Consider the following 19,366-nt stretch of genomic DNA (forward strand, 5'->3'; position numbering starts at 1 on the left):
AGCGTGAACGGCGCCACGACGTCAACCCACCGACTCGTAACCACTGGCACGCACCACCCGTTGGAGGGGGTATGGGCTTCACGATCGGCGGCATCCGAGAGATTCGTTCCGGCTCCCGGCGCCGCGCCCGCTCGTCGGAGATCTCGGCGGTGGCGGAGTACACCGGACTGTGGGGCTGGGACGTCGCCCCCGGCGCCCGGGCGGTGCGCGCGGGCAGCGGCCGCACGGACTGTTCGTGCGGCGCCGCCGACTGCCCCTCCCCCGGCGCCCACCCGCTGGCCTTCGGCGAGGAACTGCCGGCCGGGGCCACCTGGGAGAAGGCCGGCGTGGCGTGGGCGGAGACACCGGGCGCCGCGATCCTGCTGCCGGTGGGTCGCTCCTTCGACATCCTCGACGTGCCGGAGGCCGCGGGGCGGCACGCGCTGGCGCGGCTGGAGCGCATGGGTCTGCCGCTGGGCCCGGTCGCGCTGACTCCGACGGGGCGCGCGCAGTTCTTCGTCGCCCCCGGCGCGGCCGGGCAGCTCCCCGATCTGCTCTACCGCATGGGCTGGGACGACGCCGCGCTCGATCTGCGCTCCCTGGGCCCCGGCGATCACCTCACCGCACCGCCCTCCGACCTCGGCGGCCACGGTCCGGTGCGCTGGCTGCGCCCGCCCACCCTGGACACCGCGGACCGGCCCCCGCGGGCCCGGCTGATGGTGGGCATCCTGGCGTACGTCTGCCACCGCTCGGCGGCCTGAGCGCCGGCCGCAGCGGCTCCGCGGGCGAGCGCGGCGGGTACGCCCCGGCACGCCCGGCATCCACCGCACGGCCGTCATCGGCCCCGCCCTCCCGGGGACTCCGGGCCGGAAACGGCCCCGGCCCCCGGTACCCGCCGTGTGCGGGTGCCGGGGGCCGGGCTGCCGGGGCGTGGCCTCCTCGCGGCGGCGTCAGTCGATCAGGGCGTCCACGAATGCCTCGGGCTCGAACGGCGCGAGGTCGTCCGCTCCCTCGCCCAGGCCGATCAGCTTCACCGGCACGCCCAGTTCGCGCTGGACGGCGACGATGATGCCGCCCTTGGCGGTGCCGTCGAGCTTGGTGAGCACCACACCGGTGATGTCCACGACCTCGGCGAAGACGCGGGCCTGGACCAGGCCGTTCTGGCCGGTGGTGGCGTCCAGGACGAGCAGCACCTCGCCGACCGGCCCGTGCTTCTCGAGGACCCGCTTGACCTTGCCGAGCTCGTCCATCAGGCCGGTCTTGGTGTGCAGCCGGCCGGCGGTGTCGATGAGGACGACATCGGCGGACTCGGCGATGCCCTCCTTCACCGCGTCGAAGGCGATCGAGGCGGGGTCGCCGCCCTCGGGTCCGCGGACCGTGCGGGCACCGACCCGCTCGCCCCACGTCTGCAGCTGGTCGGCGGCGGCGGCGCGGAAGGTGTCGGCGGCGCCGAGGACCACGGACCTGCCGTCGGCGACCAGGACACGGGCGAGCTTGCCGGTGGTGGTGGTCTTGCCGGTGCCGTTGACGCCGACGACCATCACGACGCCGGGGATCTCGTCGCCGCCGTTGCCGATGCCGTTGGCGGTGTGCACGGAGCGGTCGGCGTCCGTGCCGATGAGGGTGAGGAGCTCCTCACGCAGCAGCGCGCGCAGGCCCTCGGGGGTGCGGGTACCGAGGACCTTGACCCGCTCCCGCAGCCGCTCGACCAGCTCCTGGGTGGGGGCGACGCCGACATCGGCGGTCAGCAGGGTGTCCTCGATCTCCTCCCAGGTGTCCTCGTCGAGGTGTTCGCGGGACAGCAGGGTGAGCAGGCCCTTGCCCAGGGTGTTCTGGGAACGGGAGAGCCGGGAGCGCAGCCGGACCAGTCGGCCCGCGGTGGGCTCGGGGACCTCGACCGCGGGGGCGACGGGCGCCTCCGGCTCGGCGGCCGGTGCCTCGGCCACGGGGGCCTCGGCGGTGGGCAGCGTGACTTCTTCGATGGTGCGACGCTCTTCGTCGCGGGGGGCTTCGGCCTCCTCGCCGACCTGCGGTTCGGCGGGGGGCGCGGTGACGGAGGGCTGGGGGGCGGCCGGCGGGGGCGGCGGCAGCTTCTTCTTCTTGCGGCCGCTGACGACGAGCCCGCTGATCGTGCCGAGCACGACCACGGCGATGATGACGGCAAGGATGACGGTTTCCATAACCCCTCCAGTATCAGCCACGCCCCGGCCCCGGGGACTGCACGCGCCGAATCCGCACGGGCCCCGCCCCGGACCTCCTCCGCCGGTGCGGTGTGGCCGGATTCAGCCCTTGGGGCCGGCCTGCCGGCACCGCGCGGCACATCCGGAGGCGGACGCGCCGAGGGCGACGCGACGTGGATCCCGCCGGCGGCCGGCGCCTCGGAGGGGCCGTGACGGCCGGCGGCTCCCGGGGTGCGCGGCGCCCGGCCCCTCTCGCGTTCCGCCTGGTCGGGACGGTCCGGCTGGCCTCTTCGACGAACCTGGGTGACACTCGTCGTCGTCGTGGGGTCCAACGATGCAAAGCGGCGGAAGTTGGATCAAAGTACGATGGCGGGCGGCCGCGCAACGCGCGTAGAGTCCTGGCAACCATTTCTGGCCAGGCACCACAGCCGCTGCCTGCACCTCCTGTCCGGGGGTGCCCCCCAGATCCCCGCACGGAGAGTCCAGCGCCCATGGGCACCACGCCGTCCACTTCCGCTCCCGCGCCCGAAGGCGCCGTTGAGACCCGCGGCATCGAGCCGGTTCCCGACCACGAACGCCGGGGCCGGGTCCGTGAGCTCTTCCCCACCTGGGTCGCCGCCAACATCAGCGTGCTGCTGCTCACCATGGGCGCCGCGCTCGTGGTGAGCAACGGGCTGAATTTCTGGCAGGTCCTGCTGGTGGCCGCGATCGCCGCCGCCGTCGCCTTCGGCATGGTGGGCGTGCTGTCGGTCTCCGGCAAGTGGGGCGGCGCGCCCGGCGCGATGCTCTCGCGGGCCGCCTTCGGCGTGCGCGGCAACTACTTCCCCGGTTCGATCCTGTGGGTCGCCCGCTTCGGCTGGGAGACGATCAACGCGGTCACCGGCGCCTATGCGGTGCTGACGGTGCTGCATCTGCTCTTCGGCATCGAGAGCAACAACGTCCTCGTGGTCGTCACCCTGCTCGGCTTCGTGGCCGTCACCTACGTGGTGAGCGGCATGGGCCGCAAGGCGCTGAACGTCTGCAACAAGTACTCGACGTACCTGTTCGGCCTGTTCAGCATCATGGTGCTGGTCTACCTGATCGCCACGATGGACTGGGACGCCGTCTTCGCCAAGAAGGCCGGCACCACCGCGATGGTGATCGCGGGCGTCGGCACCATCGCGGCCGGCGGGATCAGCTGGGTGCCCACCGGCCCCGACTTCGCGCGCTACCTCCCGCACTCCGCGTCCGGCCGGAAGATCGTCGGCGCGACGGTCTCCGGTGCCGCGCTGGTGCTGCTGCCGATGGTGCTGATGGGCGGCGTGATGGCGGTCTCCAACCCGGGGCTGGCCGGCCGGAACACCGACCCGATGTCGTTCCTCGGCACCATCCTGCCGTCCTGGCTCGCGGTGCCGTACCTGATCACCGCGCTGGTCGGCATGGTGCTGATCAACAGCCTGTCGATGTACTCCGCGGGCTTCACCGCCCAGACCATGGGTGTCAAGCTGCCGCGCGCCCTCGCGGTCAGCATCAATGCCGTCATCAGCCTGGTGGGCGGCCTGTTCATGATGCTGGTGGCCAAGGACTTCATCGGCCAGTTCATCGCCTTCCTGACGCTGCTGGCGGTCTCCTTCTCCGCCTGGATCGGCGTCTACGGCGTCGACATGGCCCGGCGGCGCAAGCTGGCGGTGCGCTATGACGCCGCGAGCCTGATGAACACCGGCCGCACCAGCCGCTACTGGTACACCGGCGGCTACTGCTGGCAGGCCATGACCGCCTGGGCCGTGGCCCTCGTCGCGGGCCTGTGCTTCACCAAGGTCCAGTGGTTCACCGGCCCGCTGGCCACCACCTGGATCGGCGAGAACGGCCTGGGCTGGGCGGCCACGATCGTCATCGCCGCGGTGATCTTCGCCGTGCTGCCCGCGGCCAGGGAGACCGCCCCGAGCACTGGGGAGAGCGCCCCGGCGTCCGCGGACGAGCCGTCGGCGGCGGACCGCCGCCTGGCCGAGGTGAGCTGAGACCGCCCGTTCCCGTCCGGCCGGACCCTTCCCCTGGCAACCTGACACTCCGTCAGCTAACGTCCCCTTCGCCCACCGCCGGCGAAGGGGACGTCTGCTGTGACTGACGTGACTGCCCTGCCCGCCCCGCCCGTGACGGTCCTGCGCTGCAACCTGGTCGATCCCGCGCCCACGCCCGCCACGCTGTCCGCCCGCTACCGCGCGGCCGTCGAGATGGCGGCGTTCGCCGACGACCGCGGCTTCACCATGGTCCAGACCGAGGAGCACCACGCCACCACCAACGGCTGGATCCCCTCCCCGCTCACCTTCGCGGGCGCCGTCTTCGGCGCCACCCGCCGTATCGGCGTCACCGTCTCCGCCCTGATCACCCCGCTGCACGACCCACTGCGGCTGGCCGAGGACATCGCCTCGCTCGACCTGCTCAGCGGCGGCCGGCTGACCACCGTCGCCGGCCTCGGCTACCGGCCCGAGGAGTACGCGGCGCACGGCAAGGACTGGCGGCAGCGCGGCGCCCTCCAGGACGAGGTACTGACGGCCCTGCTCTCGGCCTGGACCGGCGAACCGTTCACCTACCGGGGGCGAACCGTCCAGGTCACCCCGCGCCCCTGCACCCGGCCGCACCCGCTGCTGCTGATCGGCGGCAGCTCACGGGCCGCGGCCTGGCGCGCCGCCCGCCTGGGGCTCCCGTTCTTCCCCAGCGCCCGCCTCCCCGCGCTGGAGGCCTACTACCACGAGCGGCGGGCGCACTGCGGCACCGAAGGCTGGGTGTGGCAGCCGCCCGAGCGGACCTCGCTGCTCCATGTCGCCGAGGACCCGGACCGCACCTGGGCCGAGTACGGCGGTCATCTGCTGCACGAGGCGATGACGTACGCCTCCTGGCAGTCCGCCGGCAGCCGCTCCGCGGTGCGCTCGTCCGCCCGGGACGTCGCCGCGCTGCGCCAGGAGGGCGTCTACCGCGTCGTCACCCCCGACGAGTGCCTGCGCCTCGCCCGGCAGGAGGGCGGCCGCGGCTCGCTGATCCTGCATCCGCTGTGCGGCGGGATGCCGGTCGACGAGGGCTGGCGCTCGCTGCATCTGTTCGCCGAGCGGGTGCTGCCGCGGCTGACGGTCTGACGGCGGACGGCCGGCGGCGGGTTCAGCCCTCGGGGGAGAAGACGAACAAGGTGCAGCCGTTCTCGGACTGCGGTACGTACCTGGAGCCGGCCGGGGCGTGGAGGAAGGTGCCGGCCGGATGGGCCCGGTCACCGTCGTGGAAGGTGCCCGAGACCACGAAGACCTCCTCGGGCCCCGGCGCGTGGACATCGAGGCCTTCCCGGCAGCTGCCCGGGTCCATCTCCAGCACCTGGGCCTTCGCCCCGTTGCCGCCGGTCCACAGCGGCCGGCTGCGGATGCCCGGGAACAGCTCTTTGACCGGGTGCGGTCGGCGGCAGGACTCCCTTCACCCCGTGGTGGCGCTGGTGCGCCCGCCCCGGTCGACCTTCGAACTCGGCTGCGCCGCCGAGGTCTTCGGCACCCGGCGCCCCCGGCCGGCAGGGATCCCGGGCACAAAAAAACGGGTACTGCCCGGGGTCCCTGTTGACCCGGGGCAGTACCCAGTACTGAGGAGAAGGGCTGGCGGGGGGTTAGCCCATCTCCTCCAACGCCTTGCCCTTGGTCTCCTTGACGTACCTCAGCACGAAGGGGATCGAGAGCAGGGCGAAGACCATGTAGATGACGTAGGTACCCGAGAGGTTCCAGTCCGACAGGCTCGGGAAGCTGGCCGTGATGGCCCAGTTGGCGATCCACTGCGCGGAGGCGGCGACGCCCAGCGCGGCGGCACGGATCTTGTTCGGGAACATCTCGCCCAGGAAGACCCAGACCACGACGCCCCAGGAGAGCGCGAAGAAGAGCACGAATCCGTGGGCGGCGATCAGGGCCACGGTGCCTTCGGTGGTCGGCAGGGTGCCGGCCGCGGTCTTGGCGGAGAACGCCCATGCCTCCAGGCCGAGCGCGAGGGCCATACCCACCGAGCCGATCAGCGCCAGCGGACGGCGGCCGATCTTGTCGACGAAGATCATCGCGATCACGGTGCCGATGATGTTGATGATCGACGTGGTGAAGCTGTAGAAGAACGAGGCGCTCGGGTCGATCCCGACGGACTGCCACAGCGCCGAGGAGTAGTAGAACGCGACGTTGATGCCGACCAGCTGCTGGAAGACCGAGAGCCCGATACCGACCCAGACGATCGGCAGGAAGCCCATCTTGCTGCCGAGCAGGTCCTTGAACGACGACTTGTGCTCGCGGCGCATCGCGTCCTGGATCTCGCCGACCCGGGTGTCGAGGTTCACCGAGCGGCCCTCGACCTCGGCCAGCACCTCCTTGGCGCGGGAGACCTTGCCGACGGAGATCAGGTAACGCGGCGACTCGGGGATCACGAAGGACAGCAGACCGTAGAGCACGGCCGGGACGACCATCACGCCGAGCATCCACTGCCAGGCCTCCAGGCCGGCGATCTTGCCGCGCTGCTGGCCGTCGGCGAGGTTGAGGATGCCCCAGTTCACGAGCTGGGAGATGGCGATGCCGACGACGATCGCGGCCTGCTGGAACGAGCCGAGACGGCCGCGGTAGGCGGACGGCGAGACCTCGGCGATGTAGGCCGGGCCGATGACCGAGGCCATACCGATCGCGAAGCCGCCGATGACCCGCCAGAAGGCGAGGTCCCACAGGGCGAACGGCAGAGCGGACCCGACGGCGCTGACGGTGAACAGCACGGCGGCGATCTGCATCACCCGGATGCGGCCGATGCGGTCCGCGACCCGGCCGGCGGTGGCGGCGCCGATGGCACAGCCGATCAGCGCCACGGCGATCACCTGGGCGAGGACGGCGGACCCTACGTCATAGCGGCTGCGGATCGCCTCGACGGCACCGTTGATGACGGAGCTGTCATAGCCGAAGAGGAAGCCGCCCATCGCGGCAGCCGCGGTTATGAAGATGACATGGCCGAGGTGTTCGGGGTGGGCCTTACGGCCTTCCGGGACCGTCGGCTGCGCGGTGCTGGTCAACGTGAACTCCAGGGGCCCGGCTGCGCTGCCGGGCATCGGGGGCTGGCCCTTCAGTGGCGCAGATGGTTGGGGGAACCCACCACTTGAAGGTAAAAGCAACGTTGCAGAGACTATGCCTTCAAGTTTCGAAGTCAATAGGCCGTGATGAATTTGTTTCGCCACCGTCCGGGTGGTCATTCATTCAAGTTATGAACTGATGGGTCGTCGGGCACTCCGCGCGATCACCGCAGACGCTGACTGATGACCTTGGAGACTCCGTCGCCCTGCATCGACACCCCGTAGAGCGCGTCCGCGACCTCCATTGTCCGCTTCTGATGAGTGATCACAATCAGCTGCGAACTCTCCTGCAGCTCTTCCATGAGCCCGATCAGCCGCTGCAGATTGGTGTCGTCGAGCGCGGCCTCCACCTCGTCCATCACGTAGAACGGACTGGGCCGCGCCTTGAAGATCGACACCAGCAGGGCCACCGCGGTCAGCGACCGCTCCCCGCCCGAGAGCAGCGAGAGCCGCTTGACCTTCTTGCCCGGCGGACGTGCCTCCACGTCCACCCCGGTCGCCAGCATGTCGCCCGGGTCGGTCAGCACCAGCCGCCCCTCGCCACCCGGGAAGAGCCGCGAGAAGACGCCCTCGAACTCGCGGGCGGTGTCGTGGTACGCCTCGGTGAAGACCTGCTCCACCCGCTCGTCGACCTCCCTGACCACCTGCATCAGGTCGGCCCGGGTCTTCTTCAGGTCTTCGAGCTGCTCGCTCAGGAACTGGTGCCGCTCCTCCAGCGCGGCGAATTCCTCCAGCGCCAGCGGATTCACCTTCCCGAGTTGCTGATACGCCCGCTCGGCCGCCTTGAGCCGCTTCTCCTGCTCGGCCCGTACATAGGGGACCGGCTGGTTGCGCGGATCCTCCGGGTCGTCCGGGAGCACCTCGCCCTCGGCGGCCGGCGACGGGGGAACGGGCTGCTCGGGACCGTACTCGGAGATCAGCCCGGCCGGCTCCACCCCCAGCTCCTCCAGCGCCCTGCTCTCCAGCTGCTCGATCCGCAGCCGCTTCTCCGCGCCGAGCACCTCCCCGCGGTGCATCGAGTCGGTCAGCTTGTCCAGCTCGGACTTCAGCTCCCGGCCCTGGTGACGCGCGGCCACCAGTGCCTGTTCCCGCGCGTCCTTGGCCCGCTCGGCGGCGGCGCGCTCCTCCTCGGCCCGTACGGCCGACACCTCGGCATGCGCCAGCAGCTGCCGGGCGCCCGAGGCGACCGCGCCGGCCACCTCCGCCTCGTGCCGCAGCCGGGCCCGCCGGCGCTCGGCCCGGGCCCGTGCCTCGCGCTCGGCCCGTGCTCCGCGGTCCAGCGCGTCCGCCCGCCCGGCGAGCGCCTTGACCCGCTCCTCGTGCGTGCGCGCCTGGAGCCGGGCCTCCATCTCGGTCTGCCGCGCGTTGGCACCGTCCGCGGCCAGCCGGTCCCGCACGGACGTATCGGGCTCCTCGTCCCCGGCGCCCGGGTCCTCCTGGGCCACCGCGAGCCGCTCGGCCAGCTCCTCGGCCTCCTCGGTGGCCCGCGCCAGCGCCTCCTCGGCCCGGGCGGCGGCCGCACCGGACCGCTCGGCCTCGCCCGCGGCCGCCCGGGCCTGGCCGCCGAGCCGGCCCAGATCGCCCGCGACCTTCGACTTCTCCCGGTCCGCCGCCCGCCGCCGCTCGGCCAGCTCCTCGACCAGCGCGGCACACTCCGTACGGCGCTCCGCCGCGTCCCGCTGCGCCCCGGCCAGCTCCTCGCAGCGTCCCGCCAACTCCTGAAGCTCGGCCGCCGCCTCGTCCACGGACGCCTGTACTTCCAGCAGACTCGGCGCCCCGGCGGAGCCGCCCTGCGCGAAATGCGCCCCGAGCAGATCGCCCTCGCCGGTCACGGCCGTCAGCTCCGGCCGCGCGGCCACCAGCTCCTCGGCGTCCTCCAGCGTGCCGACCACCACGACGTCCCGCAGCAGACGGGCCACGGCGGCCGACAACTGCGCGGGCCCCCTCACCAGCTCGTCCGCCGGTACGGGCGCGGAGCGCGGACCGGGGACCCGGTGCACGGCCGTCCCACGGGTATCCGGCGCCCCGCGCACCCCCTCGGGCCCGCCCGGCAGAGCCCCGCCCGGAGCCTCGGTGGCACCCACGGCCTCCACGGCCTCCACGGTCACGGGGACGTCCACGGCCCGCGCGGGCCCGGGCACCCGCCCGCTACCGCTGCCGGTTTCACTCCCACTTCCCCCCACCACCATCGCCGCCCGCCCCGCGTCCTGGGCACGCAGCAGCCGGATGGCCTCGGCAGCGGTGCCCGGGCCGGTGACGGCGAGGGCGTCCGCGGCCGCACCGAGGGCCGCGGCCACCGGGATCTCGAAGCCGGGGGTGACGGTGAGCAGTTCCGCCGCCGGCCCGAGCAGCCCGCTGAGCCGGTCCGCGGCGGCCAGCAGCGCACCGCTGCCGTCCTTGCGCCGCAGCCCCAGCGCCAGCGCGTCGTGCCGGGCGGCGGTCGCGGCCCGGCTGCGCTCGGCCGCGGTCAGCGCCTCGCGCGCGGCGGTCAGCGCGGTCTCCGCCGCCGCCAGCTCCCGGCGGGCCGCCGCATGCCGCTCCCCGAGCGCGTCGTCGTCCGCGTCCAGGCCGTCGACCTCGGCCTTGAGCTGTTCGTACTCCTCCTGCGCTGCGCTCGCCCGGCTGTGTGCGGCGTCCCGGGCCTCGACGAGCCGGCCGATCTCCGCCTGCGCCGAGGCGGCCCGGCCACGGGCGGCGGTGACCTGCCCGCTCAGCCGGGCCAGGCCCTCGCGGCGGTCGGCGATGGCCCGGGCCACGTCCCGCAGCCGCCGCTCCTCGTCCGCCAACTGCCGCTCCAGCCCGGCACGGTGTTCGACGGTGTCCTCCAGCGCCCGGCTCGCCGCCTCCAGCGCCGCCGTCAACTCCGCCTCCTGCTCACGGATCCGGGCCGCCTCGCGCTCCATCTCCTGCGGGTCGCGCCCCTGCCGCTCGTCCGGCGGAGCCGCCGAGGCGCTCTTGACCCGGGCCTCGGCCAGCGAGATCGTGCCGCGCACCCGCTCCGCGAGCCGGGACAGCTCGTACCAGGTCTGCTGCGCACGCTGCAGCCGCGGGGTGAGCGTGCGGACCTCCTCCTCCAGCGCCGCCTCCTGCTGCTGGGCGGTGCGCAGCCGGGCCTCGGCGGCCTGCTTGCGTTCCTTGAGTGCCGCCTCGTCCTCGATCTCGGCGCGCAGTGCCCGGCGCAGGGTGACGAGATCGTCGGCGAGCAGCCGCAGCCGGGCGTCGCGCAGGTCGGCCTGGATGACGGCGGCGCGCCGGGCGACCGCGGCCTGCCGCCCCAGCGGCTTGAGCTGGCGGCGCAGCTCGTCGGTCAGATCCTGGACCCGGGCGAGATTGGCCTTCATCGCCTCCAGCTTCCGCAGCGCCTTCTCCTTGCGCTTGCGGTGCTTGAGGACGCCGGCCGCCTCCTCGATGAACGCCCGGCGGCCCATCGGGTCGGCGTGCAGCACGGAGTCGAGCTGGCCCTGGCCGACGATGACATGCATCTCCCGGCCGATACCGGAATCGGAGAGCAGTTCCTGGATGTCGAGCAGCCGGCAGGTGTCCCCGTTGATCTGGTACTCGCTGCCGCCGTTGCGGAACATGATCCGGGTGAGGGTGACTTCGGCGTACTCGATCGGCAGTGCGCCGTCGGAGTTGTCGATGGTGAGCGCGACCTCGGCCCGGCCGAGCGGCGGCCGCCCGGTCGTCCCGGCGAAGATGACGTCCTCCATCTTCCCGCCGCGCAGCGACTTGGCACCCTGCTCGCCCATGACCCAGGACAGCGCATCCACGACATTGGACTTGCCGGATCCGTTGGGGCCCACGACGCAGGTGATGCCCGGTTCGAACCGGAGCGTCGTGGCGGAGGCGAAGGACTTGAAGCCTCGCAGGGTCAGACTCTTGAGGTGCACGCCGTTGGACTCTACCGGCCGCTCCCGGACGGGCGGCCCCAACATTCCGGCGCCGGTCACCGGCCCCGCATCACCCCCCGTACACCGCGCCGTTCCTTTTCGGTTTCATGGCGGAAAGTGCAGGGCACATCATGCGGTAAGAGAGGGGCGGGCACGGCCGAATGGACCGCAGGGTCCGCACGAATGGCCGTCGGACCAAGAACCGGGAAACGACGAAGGGACGCCGAAGCGTCCCTTGAAGATCTTGAAGAGAACGGTGCCTCAAGCGGCTGGCGAGCAGCCCTGCCGGCCCTGGGGGCGGGGTCAGGTGAGCGCGGGCTCCGCCTGGGGTACGTCGATGTCGAGCATCGAGTCGTCGCGACGTGCGGCAGCGGACAGCATGTCGTTTTCGGCCTGCATCCGAATCAGTTCGGATTCCAGGTCTTGGACGCGCTGCTGAAGCCGTCGCATCTCGGAGAGGACTCGGGGGTCGGAGCCGCCGACGTAACCGAGAAGCGCCTTTGCCATGATGGATGGTCCTCCACAATGAGTGACCGACCGAAGCGGTTGGGTCGTGAGGGATTCGCACCCGCGGTGCTTGTCATTCCTGGTGTACTCAATGCCAAACAGCTAAGGTGCGCGGGGATTCCAGAGTCTCACCAAACGGTTTGACGGTCAACACGATCACACCCCGTATCCTCGGGCACCTGAGAGTGCGCGGCCGCGAGGGCGCTGCGCCGACTCCCCAGAAAGGTCCCGCGGGGGCGTGGAGATCATCCGTACAGCGGCAGCCTTGCACGGGTCGGCCGAGTTGGCAACCACCAGGCGTTATCTCCCATGAGCTGCGGACAAGGACGCGTCCCCAAGATCGCCTCTGACGGTCGTACAGCCGGTTTCGGCGGGGCCCCTCAGCGGATCTCGAAGCCGTCGTAACCGCCGCGGGGCGTGTCCCATATCTCAGTGACTCCGTCGACCCGCCCGGGCGTGTCTCCGGTCCGGAGCCACTCCAGCAACGCGTCGCAGTGATCCCTCGGCCCCTCGGCGACGACCTGGACCCGGCCGTCACCGAGATTGACCGCGAATCCGGCAAGTTCCCCGATGCGAAGGGCGTTGGCCCGGGTGAACCAGCGGAATCCGACGCCCTGGACCTGACCTCGCACCCACGCGGTCACACGGACTGCTTCGTTCATGTGTGCACGTTAACCGGCCAATTGCTCAGCGGTCACCTCAGCCCCGGAGGGCATCCCGTACAGTCCCCCGACAGCGAGGCTCACTCTTTCGGGTGAGTCGGGTTGACGCTGAGGACGGAAGGACGAACGCGGATGGGCCGCCATCGACGCTCTGCTCCCCCAGCCCCTGAAGCCCCCCGTGCGGGGCATGGTGACGCACCGACGGCTGTGCGGACCGGCGCGCCGGCCGGTGTCCGGCAGCGCGGACATCGCGCGGGGCGCGGCCGCGGTACGGCCTCCGTCCGCGCCGGACTGCTCGGCGTCTCCGCCGCGGTGGCGATGGGAGCCGTGGCGGCCGCCTCCGGACTGATTCCCGGCCACGGCCAGTTCGACGGGGGCACCGGCGACGATCAGGGCGAGCGAGCCCGGGCCGACGCGCTGCCGGAGGCCACCGCGCCACTGGGCGGCAGCTCCGCGAACCCGGGCGACCGGGCCACGCACGAGGCGAGCCGCGGCGGCTCCCGCCCCGCGGCCCCCGGCACCGGCCGCCCCTCCTCCCCCACCACCGCTCCGACGTCCCCCGCGCCGCACCAGCCGTCCACCTCCCCCACCGGCAAGGCCGGGTCGCACCGGCCCTCCCGGCCCGCCGGGCCGTCGTCCGCCGCCGCGCCCGAGCGCTCCGCGACGCCGTCGAAGACGCCCGGTGCGGGGTCCGCCGCCGAGGCCCAGGTCCTGTCCCTGGTCAACCAGGAGCGCGACCGGGCCGGCTGCTCGCCGGTGACGGCGGACCGGCAACTGGCCGGTCTGGCGCAGCAGTTCAGCGACGACATGGCCCGGCGCGGCTTCTTCGGCCACACCGACCCGGACGGCGACACCCCCTGGGACCGCGCCCGGGCCGCGGGCATCTCCGACCTGGGTGGCGAGAACATCGCCCGCGGTCAGGCCGACGCCCGGGCCGTCATGGATTCCTGGATGAAGAGCCCCGGCCACCGCGCCAACATCCTCAACTGCGAGTACAAGACCCTGGGCGTCGGCGCCCACTTCGGGCCGGGCGGCCCGTGGTGGACGCAGGACTTCGGGTTCTAGGAGGGCACGGACCGGCGAGCGCGGGCCGGCCGCCGGGAGACGCCCGCCCCGCGCCGTGATCCGTCACGGCGCGGGGCGGGCGTCCTGTGTGTACCGGCCGGTGGGGAGCCGGTTCGGCGGTGGCGGTCAGGCGGCGAGGGCGGCCCGGCCGGCGGCGAAGATCCGTGCCTGCTCGGCGATCCGGCGTCCGAGGTGCTCGGCGGTGGCGATGTCCGCCTTGTGGACCCCCTCGGCCCCCTGGTCGTTGGGCGACTGGGCGCCGGCTCCCAGGAAGAAGCCCAGGCGGTTCAGGTCGTTCTCGGAGCCGGTGGAGGAGTTCCAGCCGGGCAGCAGGTTGAGGCTGACCCAGCTCATCCCGTGCTGGGCGGCGAGCACGGTGAAGAACTGCAGGGTGTGCAGCTTGTCGCCGCTCTTGGAGGCGGAGTTGGTGAAGCCCGCCGCGAGCTTGTCCTGCCAGGCGCGGGTGGCCCAGCGCTTGGCGGTCGCCTCGGCGAAGGTGTGGAAGGCGCCGGAGGCCGTACCCATGTAGGTCGGCGAGCCGAAGACGATCGCGTCGGAGGCGTCGAGCTGCTCCCACTGCGCCTCGGTGATCTCGTCGACCTTGATCAGGTGGACGGTGGCGCCCGCCGCGGTGGCCGCGGCCCGTACCGCCTCGGCCAGTACGGCGGTGTGGCCGAAGCCGGAGTGGTGGGCGATGGAGACAACGGGGGCGGGCAGGGCAGGGGTGGTCACGGTGTTCTCCTCCAGATCACGGCATCCCGGGGCGGTCGGTGCCCGGGAGCGTCGGCTGCAACGAGGAAAAGAGAAGCACTAACTTTTAGAAAGCGCAACCCATTAGTTAGCGCTGCGCGGGAGTAGGGTGTCCCCATGGCGATCGAGAGCAGTGCCGCAACGGCCGGGGAGCCCGCCCCCGGCTGTGCGGACGACCTGGCCTATGACGTGTTCGCGCGCGAGTGCCCCTCGCGTGAGGCGCTCAAGCACATCACCGACCGGTGGGGCAGCCTGACGCTGGGCGCGCTGCTCGACGGGACCTTCCGCTTCAACGAGCTGCGGCGCCGGGTCGAAGGGGTCAGCGAGAAGATGCTGGCGCAGACCCTGCACGCGCTGGAGCGGGACGGGTTGGTGCACCGCGAGGCGCAGCAGTCCAATCCGCCCAGGGTGGATTACGCGCTGACGCCCCTGGGGAACCAGGTCGCCCGTCAACTACGGCTGCTGATCGACCTGGTGGAGGACCGGATGCCGCAGGTGCTCCAGGCCCGGGAGCGCTACGACGCCCGGCACACCGCGGGCTGACCCGCCGGCCCGCGCCCCGCGCTCAGGCCCGGGGCGGCCGCTGGCAGCGGGGGCAGAAGTAGCTGGAGCGGTTCATCCAGGGACGGCGGCGGATGGGCGTGCCGCAGCGGCCGCAGGGTTCGTCCTCCCGGCCGTAGGCGTCCAGGGAGCGGTCGAAGTAGCCGGAGTCGCCGTTGACGTTGACGTAGAGGCTGTCGAAGCTGGTGCCGCCGACGGCGAGCGCGGCGTTCATCACGTCCCGGACGTGGCCGAGCAGTTCGGCGGTGCGCGGACGGGTGAAGGTGGCGGTCGGCCGCTCGTAGTGGAGCCTGCTGCGCCACAGCGCCTCGTCGGCGTAGATGTTGCCGACGCCGCTGATCAGCGTCTGGTCGAGCAGCGCCCGCTTGATGGTGGTCCGGCGGCGGCGCAGCGCGGCGTGGAAGGCCGCGTCGTCGAAGGCGGGGTCCAGCGGGTCGCGGGCGATGTGCGCGATCACGTCGGGAAGCAGGTCGGGGTCGCCGGGGACGGTGTCATGCAGCGAGAGGCCGCCGAAGGTGCGCTGGTCGACGAAGCGGAGTTCGGTGCCCAGGGCGTCGGCGAAGCCCAGCCGGATCCGCAGATGCTTCTCGTCGGGGGCGCCTGCCGGCTGGACCAGCAGCTGACCGCTCATGCCGAGGTGGGCGAGGATCGCCAGCCCGTGGGTGACGGACGGGGTGACCCTCGGGGTGAGGCCCTCGGCGGCGGTCTGGGCGGCCGGGCCGCCGCCGGTCACCGGGAGCCAGAGGTACTTGCCGCGACGGCGGGCGGCGCCGACGCGCAGCCCCGTCAGCCGGGCCGCGAAGTCGGCCGCACCGGCGGTGTGCCGGCGGATCGCTCGCGGATGGCGTACCTCGACGGTGTCGATCGTGCGTCCGCTGACCCAGCGCTCCAGTCCGCGGCGTACGACCTCGACCTCGGGCAGCTCGGGCACGGAGGGCTCCTCGGGAACGGTGGCGGCGACAAAGACCTCTGACCCCGTCCGGAGCGGCGCGGGGCCGCCCGGAAGGGGTCAGAAGCGGGGTTTCAGTGTGCCGACGACGGGCTGTCGCCGGCGGCCGGAGCCGAGTCGGGCTGCGCGGCGGTGGCCGCTCCGGTGGAATCGGTGCGGTCACCGGGTGCGGGCGACTCCTCGTCGCCGGAAGCCGCCGCCTTGGCCGCCTCGTCCGCCGCGGCGCGGATCGCACGCCACGCGGACTCCGCCGCCTGCTGCTCGGCTTCCTTCTTGCTGCGGCCGGTGCCGGTGCCGTACGAGACACCACCGACGCGGGCAGCAGCAGTAAAGGTCTTCTCGTGGTCCGGGCCGGTCTCGGTGACCAGGTATTCCGGGACGCCGAGACCTTCGGTCGCGGTGAGTTCCTGGAGGCTCGTCTTCCAGTCCAGGCCGGCGCCCAGGCTGGAGGACTTCTCGATCAGCGGGTCGAAGAGCCGGTGCACCAGCTCACCCGCCGCATCGAGACCCTGGTCGAGATAGACCGCGCCGATCACCGCTTCAAGGGTGTCGGCGAGGATGGAGGCCTTGTCCCGGCCGCCCGTGCCCTCTTCGCCCCGTCCGAGGCGGATGAAGGCGCCGAGGTCGAGGCCGCGGCCCACCTCGGCAAGCGCACGCGAGTTGACCACCGCGGCCCGGAGCTTGGCCAGCTGGCCTTCCGGGAGGTCGGGGTGGATGCGGTACAGCGTGTCCGTGACCACCAGGCCGAGCACCGAATCCCCGAGGAATTCGAGCCGCTCGTTGGTGGGCAGACCGCCGTTCTCGTATGCGAACGAGCGGTGCGTCAGCGCACGCACCAGAAGGGCGGTCTCGAGCTTGTACCCGAGCCGCCCTTCCAGAAGCGTGTGGGACGAGGCCGTGTCCGCCGGAGTCGGTTCATCCCCGCGTGTGCGGGAAGTCGCATGGGCGTCTTGCGCCTTCTTGGGGCTAGACACGGAGCCTGTCACCAGCCGCTCAGACCTCGAGGACCTGGCGCTTGTTGTAGGTGCCGCAGCTCGGGCACGCGATGTGCTGCTGCTTCGGCTCGTGGCAGCGCTCGCACGCCACCAGGGTGGGGACCGCAGCCTTCCACTGCGACCGGCGGTGGCGCGTGTTGCTGCGCGACATCTTCCGCTTCGGAACAGCCACGGCTACTTCTCCTGCTTCTCGTCGACGCCCGCTTCGGCGCCGCCCATGTTGTCCTTCTCGCCGTCCTTGACGGTCCCGGCGAGTCCCTGCAGTGCCGCCCAACGGATGTCGACGGCGTCGTGGTGGTGGTCCGGGTCGTCCGCGAGCCGCACTCCGCAGTCGGAGCACAGGCCCGGGCAGTCGTCCTGGCACACCGGCTGCATCGGCAGTGCAAGCACCACCGCATCACGCAGCACGGGCTCGAGGTCGAACAGGTCGTCCTCGAGGAAGAGGGTGTCCTCCTCGTCCTCGGCGTCGTCGCCGGCGTCCTCATGGACCCTGGCATCGGCGTCGGGGTAGGCGAACATCTCCTGGAAGTCCGCGTCGAGCTCTCGCTCCAGCGGCTCCAGACACCTTACGCACTCCCCCTTGACGGTTGCACGGCCGGTGCCTGTGACAAGCACCCCGTCCATGACCGACTCCAGGCGGAGGTCGAGCTCGATCGCCGCGCCCGCGGGCACAGCGATGACCTCGTTGCCGAGGTCCCGGGGGGCCTCGACGGAGCGGGAGACCCTCTTGAGCGCACCGGGACGCCGGCCCAGCTCGCGCGTATCGAACACGAGAGGGGAACGGTGGTCGAGGCGGGCGTTGATGGCTTCCTGCTTTCTACGGGGATTGCGTGCCGCCTGAATCCCAGGGCTGGAATTCCGGGCAGCAGTGATCGCGGACATACGCGCGACCGAAGAGCCAGGATACTGGACGGGCCCCGATAGGCCCAATCCGCTTCCGGCCGGAGTGCGGACCGCGGGCCGCGCGCCTACTGGCGCCCCTCCTCGTACTGCCGGAGCTGGTCCAGGTCGATCATGCTGGTGTCGAAGAGGCTGGTCTCGTCCAGCGCGCCGGGCTGTGCCGCATGGCCGTGCGGGGGCTGCTGAGGCATCTGCTGCTGCGGCATCTGCTGCTGCGGGAGGTAGGCGTTCGGGTCGTAGCCCTGCTGCTGGGCCTGCTGCTGCCAGTCGTAGCCGTAGGGGTCCTGGTGCGGGGCGTACGGGTCCTGCGGGGGCTGCTGGTAGCCGTAGACGTCCTGCTGGGGGTAGGCCGCCGGGTCGGTGTAGTAGCCCTGCTGCTGAAGCTGGGGCTGGAGGGGCTGCTGGTGCTCCTGAGGCATCACGGGCTGCGGCGGCGCCTGCGGCATCGGGGGCGCCTGGGCCGGCTGCGGGTCGCGCTCGGCGCCGATGCCCGCCAGGCCGGCGAGGTACTCGGCGTCGGCCTGCGGCTGCCCGGACTGCGGATCGCCCTGCGCCGCCAGGTGAAGGGCCAGCTCATCGACCGCGCGGGCGCCCTGGAGCTTGTCACGGCCGCGGCCGACCGCTTCCAGCGTCTTGCTCAGCACCGCCTGGAACGCCCCGAACTTGGCGTCCACATAGGCGTCGGCGCGCTGCCGGAGGGTCTCCGGGTCGGAGCTGCGCTCCGGGGCCTGGGTGCCGTCCTCGTCGGGGTAGCCCTGGTCGTCGAGCCCCGGGCCGCGGCCGAGCAGCTTCTCGCGGCCGCGGTCGACGGATCCGATGGTCTTGGTCAGCACGACCTCGAAGTTGGCGAGCTTGCTGTCGACGTAGTCGTCGGCCTCGGCGCGGATCTCCTCCGCCTCCCGGCGGGCCTCCGCGAGGATCCGGTCCGCCTCGTCCTGGGACTGCCGGGCGACCTCGGTGTCGGAGATCAGCGACCCGCGCTGGGCGTGCGCGGTCTCGATGATCCGCTCCGCCTCGGCCCGCGCCTCCTCGACCATCTGCTCCCGGCCGCCGAGCAGCTCCTGCGCCTGCGCGAGCGAGCCCGGGAGCGCGGCGCGCACCTCCTCCAGCAGGGCGAGCAGCTCGGCGCGGTTGACCACGCACGAGGCCGACATGGGCATGGACCGGGCACCGCCGACGGTCGCGACGATGTCGTCGAGCTTCTTCTGCACGTCCACCTGGACTCGCCACTCTCTGAAGGGTTGGAACGACGGAACGGGACGACTGTACGGCCACGCGCCCTGGGCCCGACACCACCTGACGCCCGCTCAGTCCGGCATCGCGCACCGTGCGCCCGGCGCGGTCTCAGCCCTTCTGCCGCAGGCGTTCGGTGAGCGCCTCCAGGACGATCGCCGGGACCAGATGGGAGACATCACCGCCCCAGGCGGCAACCTCCTTGACGAGGCTGGAGGAGAGGAAGCTGTAGGTCGGATTGGTGGGGACGAAGAGGGTCTCCACTCCCGACAGGCCGTTGTTCATCTGGGCCATCTGCAGCTCGTAGTCGAAGTCGCTGACGGCGCGCAGCCCCTTGACGATCGCGGGGATGTCGCGCTGCTTGCAGAAGTCGACCAGCAGACCGTGGAAGGACTCGACCTCCACGTTGCCGTACTCGGCGGTGGCCCGGCGGATCAGGTCGATCCGTTCCTCGACCGTGAACAGCCCCTGTTTGGACTGGTTGATCATCACGGCGACGTGGACGACGTCGTACAGCTTGGAGGCACGGGCGATGATGTCCAGGTGCCCGTTGGTGATGGGGTCGAACGACCCCGGACAGACGGCGCGGCGCAACTCGGG

18 protein-coding genes are annotated in these 19,366 nt (G+C 72.1%); 5 read left to right on the top strand and 13 right to left on the bottom strand.

The genetic code is table 11. From position 1 onward, the window contains the following. The first annotated feature begins 71 nt into the window (after window positions 1–71). A complete protein-coding gene (locus tag OIU81_RS09950) occupies window positions 72–740 on the top strand; it encodes a bifunctional DNA primase/polymerase (RefSeq protein ID WP_329145962.1) in 669 nt (222 codons plus the stop codon). A gap of 189 nt (window positions 741–929) precedes the next feature. On the opposite strand, the gene ftsY is transcribed toward OIU81_RS09950, so the two are convergent. Next, window positions 930–2,159, bottom strand: coding sequence for a signal recognition particle-docking protein FtsY (ftsY, locus tag OIU81_RS09955; protein WP_329145964.1), 1,230 nt, complete (start codon window positions 2,157–2,159; stop codon window positions 930–932). 491 nt (window positions 2,160–2,650) lie between these two features. Here ftsY and OIU81_RS09960 point away from each other — a divergent pair, with 491 nt between their 5' ends. Both OIU81_RS09960 and OIU81_RS09965 read left to right on the top strand, forming a co-directional pair. Then, complete coding sequence (locus tag OIU81_RS09960) at window positions 2,651–4,156, top strand: purine-cytosine permease family protein (protein WP_329145966.1); 1,506 nt, start codon at window positions 2,651–2,653, stop codon at window positions 4,154–4,156. A gap of 99 nt (window positions 4,157–4,255) precedes the next feature. Next, on the top strand, window positions 4,256–5,269 hold the full coding sequence (locus OIU81_RS09965) for an LLM class flavin-dependent oxidoreductase (protein ID WP_329145968.1): 1,014 nt from the start codon (window positions 4,256–4,258) through the stop codon (window positions 5,267–5,269). Window positions 5,270–5,291: 22 nt separating this feature from the next. Here OIU81_RS09965 and OIU81_RS09970 read toward each other — a convergent pair whose 3' ends face one another. From OIU81_RS09970 to OIU81_RS09990, 5 genes are all read right to left on the bottom strand, one after another. Beyond that, the gene (locus OIU81_RS09970) at window positions 5,292–5,558 is read right to left on the bottom strand and encodes a cupin domain-containing protein (protein WP_329155004.1); all 267 of its coding nucleotides are present in this window, start codon (window positions 5,556–5,558) and stop codon (window positions 5,292–5,294) included. A 220-nt stretch (window positions 5,559–5,778) separates the two neighbouring features. Next, window positions 5,779–7,197 carry a sugar porter family MFS transporter gene (locus OIU81_RS09975; RefSeq protein WP_329155006.1) on the bottom strand — a complete coding sequence of 473 codons (1,419 nt, stop codon included), beginning with the start codon at window positions 7,195–7,197 and terminating at the stop codon, window positions 5,779–5,781. Window positions 7,198–7,418: 221 nt separating this feature from the next. After that, window positions 7,419–11,144 carry an AAA family ATPase gene (locus OIU81_RS09980; RefSeq protein WP_329145970.1) on the bottom strand — a complete coding sequence of 1,242 codons (3,726 nt, stop codon included), beginning with the start codon at window positions 11,142–11,144 and terminating at the stop codon, window positions 7,419–7,421. 303 nt (window positions 11,145–11,447) lie between these two features. Beyond that, window positions 11,448–11,651, bottom strand: coding sequence for a hypothetical protein (locus OIU81_RS09985; protein ID WP_006602857.1), 204 nt, complete (start codon window positions 11,649–11,651; stop codon window positions 11,448–11,450). A 380-nt stretch (window positions 11,652–12,031) separates the two neighbouring features. Continuing rightward, on the bottom strand, window positions 12,032–12,313 hold the full coding sequence (locus OIU81_RS09990) for an acylphosphatase (protein WP_329145972.1): 282 nt from the start codon (window positions 12,311–12,313) through the stop codon (window positions 12,032–12,034). 132 nt (window positions 12,314–12,445) lie between these two features. Between OIU81_RS09990 and OIU81_RS09995 the strand changes: the two genes are divergently transcribed. Continuing rightward, on the top strand, window positions 12,446–13,378 hold the full coding sequence (locus tag OIU81_RS09995; protein ID WP_443073959.1) for a CAP domain-containing protein: 933 nt from the start codon (window positions 12,446–12,448) through the stop codon (window positions 13,376–13,378). Window positions 13,379–13,504: 126 nt separating this feature from the next. Here OIU81_RS09995 and OIU81_RS10000 read toward each other — a convergent pair whose 3' ends face one another. Then, window positions 13,505–14,110 carry a flavodoxin family protein gene (locus OIU81_RS10000; protein WP_329331047.1) on the bottom strand — a complete coding sequence of 202 codons (606 nt, stop codon included), beginning with the start codon at window positions 14,108–14,110 and terminating at the stop codon, window positions 13,505–13,507. Between the two features lie 135 nt (window positions 14,111–14,245). Here OIU81_RS10000 and OIU81_RS10005 point away from each other — a divergent pair, with 135 nt between their 5' ends. Next, window positions 14,246–14,671: a winged helix-turn-helix transcriptional regulator gene (locus OIU81_RS10005; RefSeq protein ID WP_329145978.1), complete on the top strand. Its 426-nt coding sequence runs from the start codon at window positions 14,246–14,248 to the stop codon at window positions 14,669–14,671. A gap of 22 nt (window positions 14,672–14,693) precedes the next feature. On the opposite strand, the gene mutM is transcribed toward OIU81_RS10005, so the two are convergent. The 6 genes from mutM to coaD form a co-directional block, all read right to left on the bottom strand. Beyond that, entirely contained in the window at window positions 14,694–15,620 is a 927-nt protein-coding gene (mutM, locus tag OIU81_RS10010; protein ID WP_329145979.1) for a bifunctional DNA-formamidopyrimidine glycosylase/DNA-(apurinic or apyrimidinic site) lyase, read from the bottom strand. 92 nt (window positions 15,621–15,712) lie between these two features. Then, complete coding sequence (gene rnc, locus OIU81_RS10015; RefSeq protein WP_329145981.1) at window positions 15,713–16,624, bottom strand: ribonuclease III; 912 nt, start codon at window positions 16,622–16,624, stop codon at window positions 15,713–15,715. A gap of 7 nt (window positions 16,625–16,631) precedes the next feature. Then, window positions 16,632–16,805 (bottom strand): 50S ribosomal protein L32, encoded by a 174-nt coding sequence (gene rpmF, locus OIU81_RS10020; RefSeq protein ID WP_003951102.1) that lies wholly within the window; start codon window positions 16,803–16,805, stop codon window positions 16,632–16,634. A 2-nt stretch (window positions 16,806–16,807) separates the two neighbouring features. Beyond that, window positions 16,808–17,404, bottom strand: a complete 597-nt coding sequence (locus tag OIU81_RS10025; RefSeq protein WP_329145983.1) for a YceD family protein — start codon at window positions 17,402–17,404, stop codon at window positions 16,808–16,810. A gap of 197 nt (window positions 17,405–17,601) precedes the next feature. Next, window positions 17,602–18,750 (bottom strand): ATP synthase F0 subunit B, encoded by a 1,149-nt coding sequence (locus tag OIU81_RS10030; protein WP_329145985.1) that lies wholly within the window; start codon window positions 18,748–18,750, stop codon window positions 17,602–17,604. A 127-nt stretch (window positions 18,751–18,877) separates the two neighbouring features. After that, window positions 18,878–19,360 (bottom strand): pantetheine-phosphate adenylyltransferase, encoded by a 483-nt coding sequence (coaD, locus tag OIU81_RS10035; RefSeq protein WP_329155007.1) that lies wholly within the window; start codon window positions 19,358–19,360, stop codon window positions 18,878–18,880. Window positions 19,361–19,366 lie beyond the last annotated feature (6 nt).

The sequence above is a fragment of the Streptomyces sp. NBC_01454 genome (genome assembly GCF_036227565.1).
Lineage (GTDB): Bacteria > Actinomycetota > Actinomycetes > Streptomycetales > Streptomycetaceae > Streptomyces.

Coding starts and splice junctions, on each gene's coding strand:
- OIU81_RS09990 (WP_329145972.1), bottom strand. CDS start 12,313: ATGAACGAAGCAGTCCGTGTGACCGCGTGGGTGCGAGGTCAGGTCCAG.
- OIU81_RS09960 (WP_329145966.1), top strand. CDS start 2,651: ATGGGCACCACGCCGTCCACTTCCGCTCCCGCGCCCGAAGGCGCCGTT.
- ftsY (WP_329145964.1), bottom strand. CDS start 2,159: ATGGAAACCGTCATCCTTGCCGTCATCATCGCCGTGGTCGTGCTCGGC.
- OIU81_RS09995 (WP_443073959.1), top strand. CDS start 12,446: ATGGGCCGCCATCGACGCTCTGCTCCCCCAGCCCCTGAAGCCCCCCGT.
- OIU81_RS10005 (WP_329145978.1), top strand. CDS start 14,246: ATGGCGATCGAGAGCAGTGCCGCAACGGCCGGGGAGCCCGCCCCCGGC.
- OIU81_RS09985 (WP_006602857.1), bottom strand. CDS start 11,651: ATGGCAAAGGCGCTTCTCGGTTACGTCGGCGGCTCCGACCCCCGAGTC.
- OIU81_RS09950 (WP_329145962.1), top strand. CDS start 72: ATGGGCTTCACGATCGGCGGCATCCGAGAGATTCGTTCCGGCTCCCGG.